At 56.5% G+C, this 17,393-nt stretch carries 18 protein-coding genes; 7 read left to right on the plus strand and 11 right to left on the minus strand.

The annotated features are described in order from the left end of the window. Positions 1-2 precede the first annotated feature (2 nt). The 7 genes from fliL to fliF form a co-directional block, all read right to left on the minus strand. On the minus strand, positions 3-473 hold the full coding sequence (gene fliL, locus ACOTXL_RS05990) for a flagellar basal body-associated protein FliL (protein ID WP_003859598.1): 471 nt from the start codon (positions 471-473) through the stop codon (positions 3-5). Between the two features lie 106 nt (positions 474-579). Continuing rightward, the gene (gene fliK / locus ACOTXL_RS05995; protein ID WP_045350309.1) at positions 580-1,794 is read right to left on the minus strand and encodes a flagellar hook length control protein FliK; all 1,215 of its coding nucleotides are present in this window, start codon (positions 1,792-1,794) and stop codon (positions 580-582) included. Beyond that, a complete protein-coding gene (gene fliJ, locus ACOTXL_RS06000; protein ID WP_006811155.1) occupies positions 1,791-2,234 on the minus strand; it encodes a flagellar export protein FliJ in 444 nt (147 codons plus the stop codon). Before fliJ ends, fliK begins: the two co-directional genes overlap by 4 nt. 21 nt (positions 2,235-2,255) lie before the next feature. Next, positions 2,256-3,626 carry a flagellar protein export ATPase FliI gene (gene fliI, locus ACOTXL_RS06005; RefSeq protein WP_045330340.1) on the minus strand — a complete coding sequence of 457 codons (1,371 nt, stop codon included), beginning with the start codon at positions 3,624-3,626 and terminating at the stop codon, positions 2,256-2,258. Continuing rightward, positions 3,626-4,333 (minus strand): flagellar assembly protein FliH, encoded by a 708-nt coding sequence (gene fliH / locus ACOTXL_RS06010; protein ID WP_045330338.1) that lies wholly within the window; start codon positions 4,331-4,333, stop codon positions 3,626-3,628. Before fliH ends, fliI begins: the two co-directional genes overlap by 1 nt. After that, positions 4,326-5,324 (minus strand): flagellar motor switch protein FliG, encoded by a 999-nt coding sequence (gene fliG, locus ACOTXL_RS06015; RefSeq protein WP_003859608.1) that lies wholly within the window; start codon positions 5,322-5,324, stop codon positions 4,326-4,328. The genes fliH and fliG overlap by 8 nt, the downstream gene beginning before the upstream one ends. Continuing rightward, positions 5,317-6,999 (minus strand): flagellar basal-body MS-ring/collar protein FliF, encoded by a 1,683-nt coding sequence (gene fliF, locus ACOTXL_RS06020; RefSeq protein WP_045350310.1) that lies wholly within the window; start codon positions 6,997-6,999, stop codon positions 5,317-5,319. Before fliF ends, fliG begins: the two co-directional genes overlap by 8 nt. A 228-nt stretch (positions 7,000-7,227) precedes the next feature. On the opposite strand from fliF, the gene fliE reads away from it, so the two are divergent. Continuing rightward, positions 7,228-7,542, plus strand: coding sequence for a flagellar hook-basal body complex protein FliE (gene fliE / locus ACOTXL_RS06025; RefSeq protein WP_003859612.1), 315 nt, complete (start codon positions 7,228-7,230; stop codon positions 7,540-7,542). A gap of 74 nt (positions 7,543-7,616) precedes the next feature. Next, positions 7,617-8,030, plus strand: a complete 414-nt coding sequence (yedD, locus tag ACOTXL_RS06030; protein WP_003859613.1) for a lipoprotein YedD — start codon at positions 7,617-7,619, stop codon at positions 8,028-8,030. Positions 8,031-8,475: 445 nt separating this feature from the next. Here the strand turns inward: yedD and amyA are convergent, their stop codons facing one another. The 4 genes from amyA to fliD all read right to left on the minus strand — a co-directional run bounded on the left by amyA (position 8,476) and on the right by fliD (position 12,286). Then, positions 8,476-9,963: an alpha-amylase gene (gene amyA, locus ACOTXL_RS06035; protein WP_045329940.1), complete on the minus strand. Its 1,488-nt coding sequence runs from the start codon at positions 9,961-9,963 to the stop codon at positions 8,476-8,478. Between the two features lie 98 nt (positions 9,964-10,061). Then, a complete protein-coding gene (gene fliT / locus ACOTXL_RS06040; RefSeq protein WP_003859615.1) occupies positions 10,062-10,433 on the minus strand; it encodes a flagella biosynthesis regulatory protein FliT in 372 nt (123 codons plus the stop codon). Further along, positions 10,433-10,843: a flagellar export chaperone FliS gene (gene fliS, locus ACOTXL_RS06045; RefSeq protein ID WP_003859616.1), complete on the minus strand. Its 411-nt coding sequence runs from the start codon at positions 10,841-10,843 to the stop codon at positions 10,433-10,435. The genes fliT and fliS overlap by 1 nt, the downstream gene beginning before the upstream one ends. Positions 10,844-10,873: 30 nt before the next feature. Next, positions 10,874-12,286, minus strand: a complete 1,413-nt coding sequence (fliD, locus tag ACOTXL_RS06050) for a flagellar filament capping protein FliD (protein WP_045350311.1) — start codon at positions 12,284-12,286, stop codon at positions 10,874-10,876. A gap of 269 nt (positions 12,287-12,555) precedes the next feature. Here fliD and ACOTXL_RS06055 point away from each other — a divergent pair, with 269 nt between their 5' ends. From ACOTXL_RS06055 to dcyD, 5 genes are all read left to right on the plus strand, one after another. Beyond that, positions 12,556-13,917, plus strand: a complete 1,362-nt coding sequence (locus ACOTXL_RS06055) for a flagellin (protein WP_032624022.1) — start codon at positions 12,556-12,558, stop codon at positions 13,915-13,917. A gap of 163 nt (positions 13,918-14,080) precedes the next feature. Beyond that, positions 14,081-14,800, plus strand: coding sequence for an RNA polymerase sigma factor FliA (locus ACOTXL_RS06060; protein ID WP_003859623.1), 720 nt, complete (start codon positions 14,081-14,083; stop codon positions 14,798-14,800). 54 nt (positions 14,801-14,854) lie between these two features. Then, positions 14,855-15,406, plus strand: coding sequence for a flagella biosynthesis regulatory protein FliZ (gene fliZ, locus ACOTXL_RS06065; RefSeq protein WP_015570235.1), 552 nt, complete (start codon positions 14,855-14,857; stop codon positions 15,404-15,406). An 86-nt stretch (positions 15,407-15,492) separates the two neighbouring features. Next, entirely contained in the window at positions 15,493-16,293 is an 801-nt protein-coding gene (gene tcyJ, locus ACOTXL_RS06070; protein ID WP_003859627.1) for a cystine ABC transporter substrate-binding protein, read from the plus strand. A 103-nt stretch (positions 16,294-16,396) separates the two neighbouring features. Next, the gene (gene dcyD / locus ACOTXL_RS06075; RefSeq protein WP_045350312.1) at positions 16,397-17,383 is read left to right on the plus strand and encodes a D-cysteine desulfhydrase; all 987 of its coding nucleotides are present in this window, start codon (positions 16,397-16,399) and stop codon (positions 17,381-17,383) included. Positions 17,384-17,393 lie beyond the last annotated feature (10 nt).

A 17,393-nucleotide genomic window follows, 5' to 3' on the forward strand; every position in this document is an offset into this window, starting at 1 on the left:
CGTTACCGCAGAATGAAGGCTGTATACAGAACGTCAGTGACTTCCTGCTTAGGTTGGCCGTTTACCAGCGGGGTCGCCAGCGTCTGTTTGATGGCATCGACCAGCTTTTGCTTGCCCACATCGGTGGCGAGCGCGGAGGCATCCTGACGAGAAAACAGCAGCAGCAGACGGCTACGCACTTCTGGCAGGTAGTCGTTCAGACGTGCACGGGTCGCTTCATCTTTCAGACGCAGCGTAATACCCACGTAAAGCACGCGATCCGCATCGCCCAGGTTCACGGTGAACGTATCCAGCGGGTAGAAGACCGGCGCCGGTGGAGGCGGCGCTTCAGCTTTGGCGGCCGCGCTGGAGGGTTCCTGCTGCATACGCCAGTAACTGTAGCCTGCGGTGGCGCAGGCCGCGAGGGTAATCAACACCAGCAGCGGGATCCAGATGGAACGCTTGCTTTTTTTGGTGATAGCGGAGTCTGTCATCTGATACGAGCTTCCTGTTTCGGTACAGCTTAATACGGTGATTATCCCGTGTCCGGCTTAGGTCAAAGCGTGGAAAAGACGGGGATAATCACGTTACCTCTGGCGTTTAGGCAAAGATGTCTACGGCACGGCTGCCGCGCGCGGCGGATTGCAGGGCGGCAGGGGCAGGCAATAACTCTTCACTCTCATCGTTAAACCCGCCATGCTGGCCGGAACGCGAAGCGTGCTGTTGCTGCCCGGATGAGGACTGCTGCTGCCCGGCAAAGCCCTCGCTGCTGACGCTGCTTTGGGAAAGCTGAATGCCGTTTTCCGCAAGCTGCGTGCGCAGGATCGGCAGGGCCGCTTCCAGCGCCGCGCGAACGTGGCTGTGGGGCGAAACCATCTGCAACTGTGCCTGGTTGTCATCCAGCTTAAGCGAAATTTGCACCTGACCCAGATCTTCCGGGTGCAGACGCAGCTCTGCGGTCTGCTGTCCCTGTCTGGTGAACAGGGTGATGTGCTGGCTCAGATTCTGCTGCCATTCGTGCGTGCCCAGCGGCTGGCTTAACACCGGCGCTGTCGCAACTGTAGCGGCAGGCTGTGAAGGCGCCAGGTGACTGACGATCGGGGCCAGCGTCGCGGTTGGGCTGGCGGCAGGCGATGCCGCGCTCGCTACGTCCTGCTTCTCCGCGACGGCGGCGACGGCTGGCGTAACGGCTGCCGTGGCGGGCAGCGAGGTGTCGCTGTCCTGAACCGGCATTTTTTCCTGACCCGTTAACGCATGGCTAAGCGGCTGATGCTGGCCGTTATCCGTCTGGGCTAGCGCAGAGGGGAGGGCGGCACGGGGGGCGATCTCCCCGGTGCTCGCAGGCTGCGTCGCTACCGGGGTGGTGGTCTGCTGGTGCGGTAACATCGCCATCAGCGCGCTTAACCCGGCCAGCTCCTCTTCTTCAGTCGTGGTCTCGCCGTTTGTTTTCGCCTCCGGCTGGGTTAGCGCCTTCAGCGCATCCGTATTCGCGGCGGGTTTTAGGCCGGAGACGAGGCTTTGCAGGGAGACGGCGGTATCTTCATCAGTTAGAGTCTCCTGACGGGAGAGCAGTTCGGCGATTTTGGCCTGGAGCGTGGTATCACCGTTTTTTTCCTTTGCCGCTGTCGAGAGCTTGCTGCCCGCCGCTTTCAGATCCGCCAGCGTCAGCGGGGCATCTTTGCCTTTGCCAGTGGTCTCGGTCAGCGCGCCCGCCAGCAGAGAGAGAAAATCTTGCGCGCCCTCAGCGCCTTTCCCGGCAAGCGTGCCGCCGGACGGGTCGCTGTCGGTCATCAGCAGTTGTTGCAGTGTGATCATTCAGGTTTCCTCATTGATGCGCGCTGGGCAAACTCATCCATTTTTTTCTGATCCAGACGGTTTTCCGCCAGGGTCGAGGCTGCAATCTGCCGGTCCTGTAGGGTTTGCCAGGCCTGCAATCGCTGTTTTTTCTCGCGCCAGAAATTCAGCGCGGTATCGACTTTTTGCGTCCACTGGTTGAGCTGCTGGCGATGCTGTTCAATCGCCTTTTCCAGCGTCTGGATAAACTGCTGATAGTTAATCCAGCGCTGGCTACCAATGCCCTGCGTCATGTCGGTGTTAAGGTTGGTGCGATATTCATGCTGATAGTCGATTAACATCTTCAACTGTTCTTCAGCCTGCTGGCACCCGCGTCGCATTGCGCCAAGCTGCAATGCGGCATCATCAACTTCTTTTTCAGCCAGATCTTTCAGCGTTGATAACGCGCTGTTCTGCGCCATGACCTTCGCCCTCCACCTGTGTTACACCTGCGGGAAAATCAGCTCCAGTGCCTGGAGGGAATCTTCCCAGTCGGCGCGTTCAAAAATACCCTGTTGCAGAAATGCCTCCAGCTGCGGCCAGAGGGCAATCGCTTTATCGAGCATCGGATCGCTGCCTTTGGCGTACGCCCCGACGCTTACCAGATCGCGGTTGCGCTGGAAGCTGGAGAGCAGTTGTTTGAAGTTACGCACGCGGGCGTAGTGTTGCTCGGTGATCAGGGCCGTCATCGCACGGCTGATCGACGCTTCAATATCAATCGCCGGGTAGTGCCCGGCTTCGGCCAGACGGCGCGACAGCACGATATGGCCGTCGAGGATCGCGCGCGCGGAGTCGGCAATCGGGTCCTGCTGGTCATCACCTTCGGTCAGTACCGTATAGAACGCGGTGATGGAGCCGCCGCCGCTGATGCCGTTCCCCGCGCGCTCAACCAACGCCGGGAGCTTGGCGAAGACCGACGGCGGGTAGCCTTTGGTCGCGGGCGGCTCGCCGATGGCCAGCGCAATCTCACGCTGCGCCATCGCGTAGCGGGTCAGGGAGTCCATAATCAGCAGCACGTGCTGGCCCCGGTCGCGGAAATCTTCCGCAATACGCGTGGCGTAGGCGGCACCCTGCATACGCAGCAGCGGCGACACGTCCGCAGGCGCCGCGATCACCACCGAGCGGGCGCGGCCCTCCGTACCCAGAATGTTTTCAATGAAATCTTTGACTTCGCGACCACGCTCACCAATCAGGCCAACGACGATCACGTCAGCCTGGGTATAACGCGCCATCATGCCGAGCAGGACCGATTTACCCACGCCGGAGCCGGCAAACAGCCCCATACGCTGGCCGCGTCCCACGGTGAGCAGGGCGTTAATCGGCCGCACGCCGGTATCCAGTACGTGCTCGATTGGCGTGCGTTGCAGCGGGTTGAAGGGTTGGGTGATCAGCGCGCCGGTTTCGGTGGTATCAGGGGAGGGCAGGCCATCGAGCGGTTTGCCGCTTCCGTCTAGGACGCGGCCCAGCAGCGCCGGACCGAGCGGGAGCTGTTTGCCGCTTTGCAGGCCGTCACCGCTAATGTTTTTCGCGTAGACGCGGGCGCCGGGCAAAATCCCTTCCACTTCTTCAAGGGGCATCAGAAACAGGCGCTGACCGTTGAACCCGACCACTTCGCTTTCCACTTCACGCGTCTCCCCCCCGTCCTGCCGCTCAATCACGCAGGTGGCGCCGAGCGGAAGTTGCAGCCCCGTGGCTTCCAGAACCAGACCGGTGGCGCGCGTCAGGCGTCCATAACGACGAACGGATGGCAGCTGCGCCATCTTCGTTTCAAAATTATCAAGCGTGTTAAGCCAGCGCGTAAGGCGAGCGGTCATCAGACGACTCCCGGTGCCGCCAGGCGGCACAGTTCCTGCCAGCGGGTCGCGACGCTGGCATCCAGATCGCCCTCATCCGCCGAGACCTTACAGCCTCCGTGATGAAGTGACGGATCGCCGCGCAGCCGCCAGCCGTGCAGGCTCAGCGTCGCGCCGAGGCTCTCTTCCACGCGCTGCAAATCATCAGGATGAACGCGCAGCTGCGGTTTGCCGCTGAACAGCGGCTCCTGCTGGAGCAGCCCCTGGATCTGCTTAATCAGCGCGGCGTTATCCACTACCGGCGTCTGGCCGATAACCTGACGGGCCGCCTCCAGCGCCATCTGCATCAGGCGCGAGGCAATCACGCTGTCGAGCGCATCCAGCGTATGCTGAAACTCGCTCACCAGCTGCTGCATGCGAGCATGTAGCGGCGCCTGCTGCTGGCGCGCCTGCTCGATGCCCTGCTCTAAACCTTTCGCCAGCCCTTCCTGATAACCCTGTGCGTGCCCGGTCTGACGGCCTTCGTTCATCCCTGCATTGAAGCCCTGTTCGTGCGCCTGCATTTGCATCTGGGCCAGCAACTGGGCGCGCTGTTCCTCTTCACTCAGCTCGGGTTCGCCCGCCCCGGCGTCGCCCTCGTCGGACGACACAACGGCAGGGGTGAACTCTGCGCTGGGAGGGGAGAGGTCGTCAGGCGTCCAGCGCTTCCACGACAGTTCATCAGACATAGGTGTCGTCTCCGCTGCCAATCACCATCTCGCCGGTTTCGGCCAGTCGACGAACAATAAGCAGGATCGCTTTCTGTTCGTTTTCCACCTGAGACAGACGCACCGGGCCACGGTTGGCCAGGTCGTCGCGCAGGATATCGGCCGCACGCTGGGACATGTTGCGCAGGAACTTCTCGCGCAGCGGCTGCTCGGCGCCTTTGAGGGCGATAAGCAGCGATTCGGAGTCCACCTCCTGGAGCAGGCGCTGGATGCTGCGGTCGTCCACTTCGACCAGGTTTTCGAACAGGAACATCTCATCGATAATTTTCTGCGCCAGCTCGCCGTCGAACTCGCGTACCGCCGTAATAACCGCCTCTTCCTGCTGCGTTTTCATCAGGTTGATGATTTCCGCTGCCGTTCTCACGCCGCCCATTTTGCTGCGCTTGAGGTTCTGGCCGTCGAGCAGGTTGTTCAGCACTTCGGTCAGCTCCGCCAGCGCGGCTGGCTGGACGCCGCCGAAGGTGGCGATACGCAGCATCACGTCGTGGCGCAGGCGCTCGTCGAACAGCGCAAGAATATCGGCCGCCTGGCCCCGTTTGAGGTGGACCAGAATGGTGGCGATAATCTGCGGGTGCTCGTCGCGAATAAGATCGGCGGCGCTTTGCGGCTCCATAAAGTTGAGCGTTTCGATCCCACTGGCGGTGTCGCGCGTTTCGAGAATATCTTCCAGCAGGCTGGCGGCGCGCTCTTCGCCCAGCGCCTTAACCAGCACGGAGCGCAGGTATTCGTTGGCGTTGACGTTGAGGGCGGCAAACTGCTCGGCTTCCTGCTCAAACTCCGCCAGCACCTCGGTCAGCTGCTTGTTAGAGATCTGGCGCACGTTGGCCATCGCCGCGCTGAGGATCTGCACTTCTCGCTGGGAGAGGTGTTTAAACACCTCCGCCGCGCGATCTTCCCCAATGGTCATCAGCAGGATGACGCTCTTATCGGTGCCTGTAAGCGTATTACTCATGTTCGTTACCCATCCAACCGCGGATGACCAGCGCGACGACGCGCGGATCGTTATCTGACATTTCGCGAATGCGCTGGCTCATCACCTCTGCGCCCATGCGCTGGTTAGCACGACGCTGCTGCATCTGTTCATCTTTGCTGAGACGAACTTCAACCGCTTCTTCCTCGTCCGGACGCGCGTTCTTCTGTTCCAGCGCGGCTTTCTCGGCTTCAGCACGACGCTGTAGCTGAGGACGAACGCCCTTACGCCACAGCAGCCACGCGACAATCAGCACCAGCAGCCAGCGGCCTGCGGACATCAGCTGATCGAAGAACGCCTGCTGTTGCCAGAACGGCAGTTCGCCACCGGTCTCATCCACCGGGTTGAACGGTGAGTTCACAACGTTGAGGGTATCGCCACGTTTTTCAGAGAAGCCCATCGCTTCGCGGGTCAAATCTTCGATCTGCTTCATCTGCTCCGCCGTGAGCGGCAGCGGTTTACCGTCCGGCAGCGTTTTGTAGTTCACCACCACGGCAACAGAGAGACGCTGAATATCGCCCGTGTTCAGTTTGGTATGGCTGATGGTCCGGTCGACTTCGTAGTTGGTCGTTTCGTTACGGCTGCTGTTACGCGGGCCGGTACTGTTCGCGGTCGAGGTCGTCTGCTGATTCGTTTGCTGACCGTTCTGCGGGTTTGCCGGCGGGGTGGAGATTGGCGCGGCGTTGGCAGGTGCAGGCTGGTTAGAGAGCGCGCCCGGCACACCGCCAGGATACTGGCCGCCGACCTGTTCCGACTCATTGATCTGACGCGAGCGTAACACGGCGCGGGAGGCATCCCCGTTCGGAGCGTACTGCTCTTCGGTTTGTTCTTTATTCGAGAAATCAATCTGCGCGGTGACCTGCGCGTGCACATTGCTGCTGCCGACCACCGGGCCCAGAATCGCTTCGATGCGACGCTGAAGACGGCCTTCCACGTCGGCGGCGTATTTCAGCTGGGCGTCGTTGAGATCGCGCCCGGCGGTGTTGGACTGCGTCAGCAGATGACCACTCTGATCCACCAGCGTGACGTTACCTGGCGGCAGACCGGCCACCGCGCTGGAGACCAGGTGCGTGACGGCGCTGATCTGCCCTTCATCCAGCGCACGGCCAGGTTCGAGGTTAACCGTCACAGAGGCAGAAGGGGACTTTTGTTCGCGGACAAACAGGGACGGCTTAGGCATCGCCAGGTGCACACGGGCACTTTTCACCGGGCCTAAGGTTTCAATCGTACGGGCCAGCTCACCTTCCAGCGCGCGCTGGTAGTTAACCTGCTCGCTGAACTGACTGATGCCGAATTTTTCCTGATCCAGCAGCTCAAACCCAACCGCGCCGCCTTTCGGCAGCCCCTGCTGGGCGAGACGCAGGCGAAGCTCGTGCACTTTATCTGCCGGTACTTCAAGTGCACCGCCGTTATCGGCAAAGCGATACGGGATGTTCATCTGGGTCAACTGGGTGACGATGGCACCGCCATCCTGGTCGGAAAGGTTGCTGTAGAGCGTGCGGTAATCGGGGCTTTTTGCCCATAAGACCATCGCGACAACGATCGCAATGGCGGCAGCGCCTGCCACAATCAACGGGATCTTAGGGTTGGCGCGAAGGCGGTTCATCCACTCGAGTGATTTATTCTGTGGCGCTGTCGATGCTGCTGTCGCACTCATTGCGCACCTCTTAAATCCTGGTGGTTTACGTTATTCGTGTAGAGAAACAAAACTGACTCCCGGGTCGGCAAACACGACAAAAGTTCCATACTGATGGCCCTGCCATTATTTGATGATTCGGGATTTTCTATGCGTCAAATAACCTGGTTTTTTAACGCTATTTACCGCCATTATCTTATTGACAAGCTGTTAGTCTTGACCTCGTAAAAAACCATCCAGGGGAGAGTCATGGCTATACAGGGCATTGAAGGGGTACTCAGTCAGTTACAGGCAACGGCGATGACCGCCCGTAATCAGAGCGTGGCTGACCAGCCGCCGGGCGTCAGTTTCGCCGGTCAACTGCATGCGGCGCTGGACCGGATCAGCGACAAGCAAAACGCGGCCCGTACCCAGGCTGAGAGATTTACCCTTGGCGAACCCGGCGTGGCGCTCAACGATGTGATGGCCGATCTGCAAAAAGCGTCGGTGTCATTGCAGATGGGGTTGCAGGTGCGTAACAAGCTGGTGTCGGCATACCAGGAAGTCATGGGCATGCAGGTGTAAACCTTCCAATCTTACGCTGGCAGCCTGATGGCTTTAATGCCACAATATTTTTTTCTTCGCATGCAGGAAAGATGATGAAAAAAGTAGCAATTGTGGCTGCGATGCTGACGTTAGCGGGATGTGTTCAGGTTGATAACTATCAGGAAGTGATTAAGCACCCGGTACCTTCGCAACTGGCAGGTTACTGGCAGTCGAAAGGTCCGCAGAGCGCGATGGTGAGCCCGGAAGCGATCGCCACGCTGGTGGTGACGCCAGAAGGGGATACGCTGGATTGCCGTCAGTGGCAGCGCGTTATCGCGGTGCCGGGTAAGATCATGCTGCGTTCAGATGATTATTATAACGTGACGCGTAAGCTGGATGTCTATCCGCTGGAGCGTGATGGGGCGGCGCTGGAGTATGACGGTATGGAACTGTACAAGGTTGACCGTCCAACGGTGGAATGCGCAGATTACCTGAGTAAGAATCCGCTGGAGAGTAAGCTTCCGTAACTTTTAACCCGAAGCAAAAAACTTGTTTGAGAACGACTGAAGGCTTTCAGCGATGCTCTGGTCCGGCTGTAAATCGCTGAGGCCTTTCCTGTAGGCCGGGGCGAGGCGCAGGGATGCGCCGAGAGGGCGGGCTTTACAGGGATGTTACCTCCGCCCGTCCCCGATAAGCCGGAAGGAATAAGCCGAAGGCACCGCGAAGCGGCGATTTTCCGCCGGAAGCCCGGGTCGCCAGGGTGGTGGCGACTGAGCCACCCTGGCACGTTCACCGGTTATGTTGTGACAGAGTAGCAAGGAACATAACGTGAACGGAATGACCACCAGAGCCGTATGTTCCCCCTCACCCCAGCCCTCTCCCTCAAGGGAGAGGGGGCCGTCTGTGCAGACATTATTTTGTGAGGATGGCGTACGCTTCGGGAGCGGGTCCGCAGACCGCACTGTTCCAGCACTACAGCGCGTCCTCAATCACCCAGACGCTGACGCTTCCCCCGTTACAGAAGAACGTCCCTTCGCCATCCGCCGCCGTGGTCACGGTTTCCTCGCGGTTGCCTAAAAAATCACGCCAGGTCTTGTTGCCGTAATTCTCCCCGAGGCAGATCGTCTTCTCGCCGTCATCGCCATTCGACAGCACCACAACACAGCCCGGGTGTTCCTCAGTCCCGCTGCGGCTGAACGCAATACAGTTTGGATGATCGAAAAACAACGTCTGCACGCCGTGGGCAAAACGCTGCCGGGCGAGGATAAGCTCGTGGAGCTGTTCAATCACCGGCATATCGATGTGATACGTCTCGCCATCCCCGCCGGTGTCGTCATAGCTGGCGCCAAAAAGATCCGGGTAGAACACGCTCGGCACGCCGTTTTCACGCAGCAGGATGAGCGCGTAGGCCAGCGGTTTGAACCAGGCTTCAACCGGGGCTTCCAGCGCCTGCAAGGGTTGGGTGTCGTGGTTGGCAACCAGCGTCACGGCATGGAACGGATCGGCTTCCACCAGCGTACCGGTGAAAATCTGGCTCATATCGTAGTCGCGTCCCTGGCGTGAGGCTTCGTGAAATTTCATTTGCAGTGGCGCATCAAACAGCATGGTTTTGCCGTCCACCTGATTGATGTAGTGCTGCAATTTATCCACTTCGTGTGACCAGTATTCCGCCACGATAAACAGCGGCTGCGGGGCCACCTCCTGGACGTGCTCAATCCACTCTTTATAGAACCAGGCCGGGATGTGTTTTACCGCGTCAAGGCGGAAGCCGTCGCAGTGAGTTTGCTCCATCACCCAGCGCGCCCAGTATTTGATCTCCTCCGTTACCGCATGGTTGCGAAAATCAATATTTTCACCCATCAGGTAATCGAAATTGCCCATCTCATCGTCGACCTGATCGTTCCAGCCTTCGCCGGTGTAGTCGTTGACGATTTTGAAGATACCGTCCTCATTGGGGTTTTCAATGTGGTCGATACCGCTAAAGCATTTGTAATCCCAAATGAACTGCGAATACTGGCCGGCCCGAGCGGGGAAGGTGTAGCGCGTCCAGGCTTCGCATTCGATGATCTCATCGCTGATTTGGGTGCGATCCTGCGCATCCACGCGCTGCACGCGGACGGGTTCCTTCTCATCGGCCCCCATTTTGTGGTTGACCACCACGTCCAGAAGCACCGCAATCTGGTTACTTTTTAAGGCGTTGATGGCCTCCAGCAACTGGGCTTTATCGCCGTATTTGGTGGCGACGCTGCCTTTCTGGTCAAACTCACCGAGGTCGAAAAGGTCATAAGAGTCATACCCGACGGAATAGCCGCCGGATGCCCCTTTGTAGGCCGGCGGTAACCAGACCATATTGATGCCGATTTCGTTCAGGTTGGGGGCTAATGCCGTGACTTCTCGCCACAGTTCACCGCCGGTGGGGTAGTACCAGTGAAAACATTGTAAAAGTGTTGGGTTGCGCATGCACCATCTCCATGAGGTCGCGAAACTCAAGTATGGAGCAGGTTTGGCAGAAATGCCTGGCGAACGAAACGGTTAACGTTTGCCCGCCAGTTAAATGGCTAATTGATATCGCTATTACTTTGCGGAACCAGGACATGACCGCCCTGGTTACCGTAGGTGGAGAGAACGGTTTTCTGGATGGAGGATTGACCAACCAGCTTCGCCAGTTCATCCATTCTGGCTTGCAGCAACGTTTTTACCTGGCCTTCGTTGTCCAGGATCACCCGCAGCGTCGGGCGAAGCTGCTCCTGAATCTGCGTCGAAGGTTCACTTTCCTGAGTGAGACGAGCCAGTGAGTGCACCGCATTAACATAGTCGGTTTCACAGATGATCAGATCATCCCATAGTCCCTGCCGGGCCAGTCGCAACATCAACTGGCTCTGCTCAAGGAGTTGCTGATAAAGGGCATAAAGTTGCGGTGCGTTACTCATTAGACGGCGTCCTGCATCAGTTGTGGCGTACCGGCAACCTCCTTCCACCCGTCAGCGATATTGCGCAGCAGGTTTTCCACCTCTTCGATGGCGCTGGCGTCGTTATTCACGTTGGCGTGCAGGAGGCGACGTACCATATAGGCATAAAGGGCAATCAGGTTTTGCGTAAGCTCATCCCCATTATTTTCCACCAGGCCAACCTTCAGCCCGTTTTCGATAATGTTGATGGCTTTTGAGAGCGCCAGCCCTTTTGCCGGGATATTACCGTCTGCAAGGAACAGACGCGCGCGTACCAGCGCGCTGAGGGCTCCATCAAATAGCATGATAACCAGCTGCTGCTGGCTGGCGCTCATCACCGCGCTTTCAACTTCTATCTTTGCGTAGGCTTGCGTGCCTTTTGCGCCGTACATGTTATCCCCCTCGGGTCTGATTAGCGTTTACTACTTATTGCTGGACGTATTTTCGAACTGCTGCGTCAGGTAGCTGCTGGTGTTGTTCAGCGAGGTCATCAGTACGTCCAGCTGGGTAAACTGGGCTTTGTACTGTGCCACTCTCGCGTCAATACGTTCGCTCACGGCGTTATATTGATCCGTTAACTTGTTCAGCGTTTTGCTGACGCCATCTTTGGCCGCCTGGATAATGCCTTTGCTGGAAAGCCAGTCAGTCAGATGGGTGGCCATGGTGGTGGTGATCCCGGTGGTTTTACCGTCACCTACAACCAAATCTTTCACGGCAGACGGGTTATCCGTCAGCGCTTTTTTCAGCTTGTCGCTGTCCAGCTCCAGCTTGCCCGTGCTTGGATCTGAAGTAATACCGACCTGAGACAGCGTTTTATAGGCGGTTCCGCCGACAGAGTTGCCCAGCATGGTTTTCAGCTGCGTCTGGATAGTACGCAGCGTACTGTCTCCGAGCAGGGCGCCGTTGCTGGAGTCCTGCGCATCTGTACCTGCATCAACAGCCGTATATTTGGTTAACGATGCAAAGCTGTCCTGAAGGGTGTTGTAGGCATCCACCCAGGCTTTCATCGCCGTTTCCGCTTTCGACGTATCTTTAGCGATCGTCAGCGTCTGGTTACCGGTGGTGACATCGTTCAGGTTCAGGGTGATATCTTCCAGCGCATCGCTGATGGTGTTGCTGCTGTTTTCGATATCGACGTTATTCACCTTCAGCTTCGCGTTCTGCGCGGTGACGCTTTCCGTCATGCCGTTGCTGGCATCGGTGCTGGTGCCGTTGTAACCCATAAAGGATTGCAGGGCGCTGTCGCCGCTCACGCTGATGCTGACCGCGTTGTCCGCACCGGTTTCGGTGGAGGTGATGGACAGACGATACTGACCATTACCGACGTTAATAATACTGGCGGTTACGCCGGCGTCAGCTTTGTTAATCGCATCGCGAATGCCGGTCAGCGAGGAGTTTGCCGCGCTGATATCGACGGTCACCGGATCTTTACCGTTACCGGCGGTAAAGGTGATCTTACTGTCAGCCGTGGCAATGGCCGTTTTGGTATCCGGCTGCGCGTTTTTGGTCGTCAGGGTTTGCGCCTGCGCCAGCTGCGACACGCTGATGGTGTATTTACCGGCAATCGCGCTGCCGGTAGTGGTGGCACTGAATGCCGTGGAGCTGCTCGACGTGCTGGTCGCCGTAAACAGGTCGGCTTTATTCAGCGCGGTGTTGGCAGTCTGAAAGGCTTCCAGTGAACTCTTCAACGTGCCGTAAGCGCTCAGCTTGGCGGTATAAGATGACTGTTGTTTGGAAATCGGCGTCAGCTGCTCTTTTTCGGCCTTGGTCAGACTATCCAGAATGTCTGCTAACTTAAGACCCGATCCAATCCCCAATGATGAAATACTTGCCATATTTATTCCTTAATCTATCGACACGTAGAACGAATAGTGGGGTTATCGGCTTTTATGGGGGAAAGTTTACGGTTAATTTCTTTTTTTTAATGGCGGGAATAACGGTAATAGAGAAGAGCTTTTCCGTGGCTAAAAAAATTAACGCGATCCTGAAAAAAAATCTAAAGGTTGGTTTGGACCAGACGATAACACCTTTGACGGCGATGAAGCCGAAGGGTGGAAACCCAAATCTAACCAAACAGATTTGATGAACAACAGGAATCGAAATCATGGCACAAGTCATTAATACCAACAGCCTCTCGCTGATCACTCAGAACAACATCAACAAGAACCAGTCCGCTCTGTCTTCTTCTATCGAGCGTCTGTCTTCTGGTCTGCGTATCAACAGCGCGAAAGATGACGCTGCGGGCCAGGCTATCGCTAACCGCTTCACCTCTAACATCAAAGGTCTGACTCAGGCTGCACGTAACGCTAACGACGGTATCTCTCTGGCGCAGACCACAGAAGGCGCACTGTCTGAAATCAACAACAACCTTCAGCGTGTTCGTGAACTGACCGTTCAGGCAACGACCGGTACTAACTCTGATTCTGACCTGTCTTCAATCCAGGACGAAATCAAATCCCGTCTGGACGAAATCGACCGCGTATCCGGTCAGACTCAGTTCAACGGCGTGAACGTGCTGGCTAAAAACGGCACCATGAAAATTCAAGTAGGTGCTAATGATGGTCAGACAATTGCCATTGATCTACAGAAGATTGATTCCTCAACCTTAGGTCTTAATGGTTTGTCGGTATCTAAAAACTCGTTGAATGTTAGCGAGCCTGTTACTCAAATTAATAACGCCGCAAATACCGCACCTCTGAAGGTTGACCTCAGCGCTGTAGCTACAGATTTAGGCGTTGATGCGTCGTCCTTAACGTTGAGTAACGTTTTAGACAAAGACGGTAACGCAACCAAAAACTATGTTGTGAAGTCAGGAAACGATTACTTCGCAGCGTCTGTAGACCGTGCAACTGGTAAAGTTGCGCTTAACAAGGCCGATGTTGAGTATACAGATCCTGCAAATGGTCTTACTACTGCTGCTACACAAGCAGGTCAGTTTGTTAAAGTTTCAGCTGATAAAGATGGAAACGCAACGGCCTTTGTTACTTTCCAAGGTAAGAATTACGCGGCAAAAGCAGCTTCACTTGTTGATACAGGGGATGCAACTACAGCAGCACAAGGTACCGCTGCGACTACTAATAAAGTAACGCTTCAACTCAGTGATAAAGCTGCAGTGATTGGCACTGGTACAGCTGCAAACCCACAGTTCCCAGCCACTTCTGCTACAGCTGAATTTGCTGGCACTGCTACGAACGATCCACTGGCTCTGCTGGACAAAGCTATCGCGTCCGTAGACAAATTCCGTTCTTCACTGGGTGCGGTTCAGAACCGTCTGAGCTCTGCCGTAACCAACCTGAACAACACCACCACCAACCTGTCTGAAGCGCAGTCCCGTATTCAGGACGCCGACTATGCGACCGAAGTGTCCAACATGTCTAAAGCGCAGATCGTTCAGCAGGCCGGTAACTCCGTGCTGTCCAAAGCTAACCAGGTTCCTCAGCAGGTTCTGTCTCTGCTGCAAGGTTAATCGCCTGATTAAGCTCAAACCCCGCTTCGGCGGGGTTTTTTCTATCCACGCACAAGCGTAACCCCCCAAATAACCCCTCATTTCACCCACTATTCACCCGATTAAAACCCCTCCAGAATCGGATAATCATGCCGATAACTCAACTAACGCAGGGCTGTTTATCGTGAATTCACTCTATACCGCTGAAGGTGTAATGGATAAACACTCGCTGTGGCAGCGTTATGTTCCGCTGGTGCGTCACGAAGCATTGCGCCTCCAGGTGCGTTTGCCGGCGAGCGTGGAACTGGACGATCTGCTACAGGCGGGCGGTATCGGGTTATTGAATGCAGTTGACCGGTACGACGCTCTGCAAGGAACGGCATTTACGACTTACGCAGTGCAGCGTATTCGTGGTGCGATGCTGGACGAGCTGCGCAGCCGCGACTGGGTGCCGCGCAGCGTTCGCCGCAACGCGCGCGAAGTGGCGCATGCGATGGGGCAGCTGGAACAGGAACTGGGGCGCAACGCGACGGAAACCGAAGTGGCGGAACGTCTGGGCATTCCTGTTGAAGAATATCGTCAGATGTTGCTCGATACCAATAACAGCCAACTCTTCTCTTATGATGAGTGGCGCGAAGAGCATGGCGATAGCATCGAGCTGGTGACGGATGAACATCAGCAAGAAAACCCGTTACACCACTTACTGGAAGGGAATTTACGCCAGCGCGTGATGGAAGCGATTGAAGCTTTACCGGAACGTGAGCAACTGGTGTTAACCCTCTATTACCAGGAAGAGCTCAATCTCAAAGAGATCGGTGCCGTGCTGGAGGTGGGCGAGTCACGGGTGAGCCAGCTGCACAGCCAGGCCATTAAACGCCTGCGCACAAAACTGGGTAAGTTATAGGTGAGTCATTCGCCTTGGAAATGCCGCACAACGTATTGACAACCAGGAGTTATCATGACGGTGCAGCAATCTAAAAGACGGCCTTTAAGCCGCTACCTGAAAGACTTTAAACACAGCCAGACGCATTGCGCCCACTGTAAAAAATTACTCGACCGCATCACGCTGGTTCGTCGCGGTGAAATCGTGAATAAGATTGCGATTTCCCGCCTCGATACGCTGATGGATGAAGCCGCCTGGCTTGAAGAGCAAAAAGAGTGGGTAGCGCTTTGCCGTTTCTGTGGCGATCTCCATTGCAAAGAGCAAAGCGACTTCTTCGATATTATCGGCTTCAAGCAGTTCCTGTTTGAACAAACCGAGATGAGTCACGGCACCGTGCGTGAATACGTGGTTCGCCTGCGCCGCCTGGGTCAGCATTTGACCATGCAAAATATCTCCCGCGATCTGCTGACGACCGGATACCTGGATGAAAATCTGGAGCCCTGGCTGCCCGCCACCAGTACCAACAATTACCGCATCGCGCTGCGAAAGTATGCACAATATAAAGTCCAGATGCCGGGCGTCATAAAGCAGAAAGTCCGCGCCGGAACAACTTCTGATATATATTAAAAAAGAATAAGATGTAGCGCAGCCGCCTTTGACGTTGCAGGCGATTTCTCTACACTACTCAAAAATTCCACTGTATCGGAGTACTTATGAAATTAGCACTTCTGGGTCGTCAGGCGCTGATGGGGATGATGGCCGTTGCGCTGGTCGCGGGGATGAGCGTGAAAACGTTCGCGGCAGAGAATCTGCTCAACAAAGTTAAAGAGCGCGGCACGCTGCTGGTTGGGCTGGAAGGAACCTATCCTCCGTTCAGCTTCCAGGGTGACGACGGTAAACTGACCGGTTTTGAAGTGGAGTTTGCGCAGGAGCTGGCAAAACACCTCGGCGTTAAAGCCTCCCTGAAACCCACCAAATGGGATGGGATGCTGGCGTCACTGGACTCCAAACGTATTGACGTGGTGATTAACCAGGTAACCATTTCTGACGAACGTAAGAAGAAGTATGACTTCTCCACGCCGTACACCGTGTCCGGTATTCAGGCGCTGGTGAAGAAAGGTAACGAAGGCAGCATCAAGTCCGCAGCGGATCTGAAAGGTAAGAAAGTCGGCGTCGGTCTGGGCACCAACTACGAAGAGTGGCTGCGCCAGAACGTGCAGGGCGTGGATATCCGTACCTACGATGATGACCCGACGAAATACCAGGATCTGCGCGTAGGCCGTATCGACGCCATTCTGGTGGACCGCCTGGCAGCGCTGGATCTGGTGAAGAAAACCAACAATACCCTGGCTGTCGCGGGTGATGCGTTCTCCCGTCAGGAGTCCGGCGTGGCGGTGCGTAAGGGTAACGAGGATCTGCTGAAAGCCATCGATGGTGCCATTGCTGAGATGCAGAAAGACGGTAGCCTGAAGGCGCTTTCTGAGAAGTGGTTCGGCGCAGACGTGACGAAATAAGTCTCTGACTGACAAAAAAAGGCGCTTTTAAAAGCGCCTTTTTTATTTCTCGCGCGTCTGCGTGCATAATGAAATAACAATTGTTTGCGTGACCGGAGGAACCATGTCACTACAGAATTTAACGCGCTTTCCCCGTCTGGAATTTATCGGCGCACCCACGCCGCTGGAGTTTCTCCCGAGATTTTCTGACTATCTGGGGCGCGATATTTTCATTAAGCGTGACGATGTGACGCCCATGGCGATGGGCGGAAATAAGCTGCGCAAGCTGGAATTTCTCGCCGCCGATGCCCTGCGCGAGGGGGCGGATACGCTGATCACCGCCGGGGCAATTCAGTCTAACCACGTTCGCCAGACGGCGGCAGTGGCGGCGAAGCTGGGACTCCACTGCGTAGCCCTGCTGGAGAACCCGATCGGGACGCAGGCAGAGAATTACCTGACTAACGGTAACCGTCTGCTGCTGGATCTGTTCAACGTGCAGGTTGAAATGGTCGACGCGTTGACCGACCCGGCAGCACAGCTCGACGAGCTGGCGACGCGTCTGGAAGCGCAGGGTTTTCGTCCGTACGTGATCCCGGTTGGCGGCTCGAATGCGCTGGGTGCCCTCGGCTATGTTGAGAGCGCGCTGGAAATCGCTCAGCAGTGCGAAGGCGCGGTAAGTTTATCCTCGGTGGTGGTGGCGTCCGGCAGTGCGGGGACCCATGCCGGTTTAGCGGTCGGGCTTGAGCAGCTGATGCCGGAGGTCGAGCTGATTGGCGTGACGGTATCCAGAAGCGTTGCGGACCAAAAGCCGAAAGTCGTCACCCTGCAACAGGCGGTGGCTGAACAGCTTGCGCTTCAGGCGAAGGCGGAAATATTGCTGTGGGATGACTATTTCGCGCCGGGCTATGGCACCCCCAATGATAAAGGGATGGAGGCCGTTAAGCTGCTGGCCCGTCTCGAAGGTATTCTGCTTGACCCGGTCTATACCGGTAAGGCAATGGCGGGCCTGATCGACGGCATTGCCCGCAAGCGCTTTAAGGATGAAGGACCTATTTTGTTTGTTCATACTGGCGGAGCGCCTGCGCTGTTTGCCTATCATCCTCATGTCTAAAAATCAGGTA

The organism is Enterobacter cloacae complex sp. IR5402 (assembly GCF_049238125.1).
GTDB classification, from domain to species: domain Bacteria; phylum Pseudomonadota; class Gammaproteobacteria; order Enterobacterales; family Enterobacteriaceae; genus Enterobacter; species Enterobacter hormaechei_C.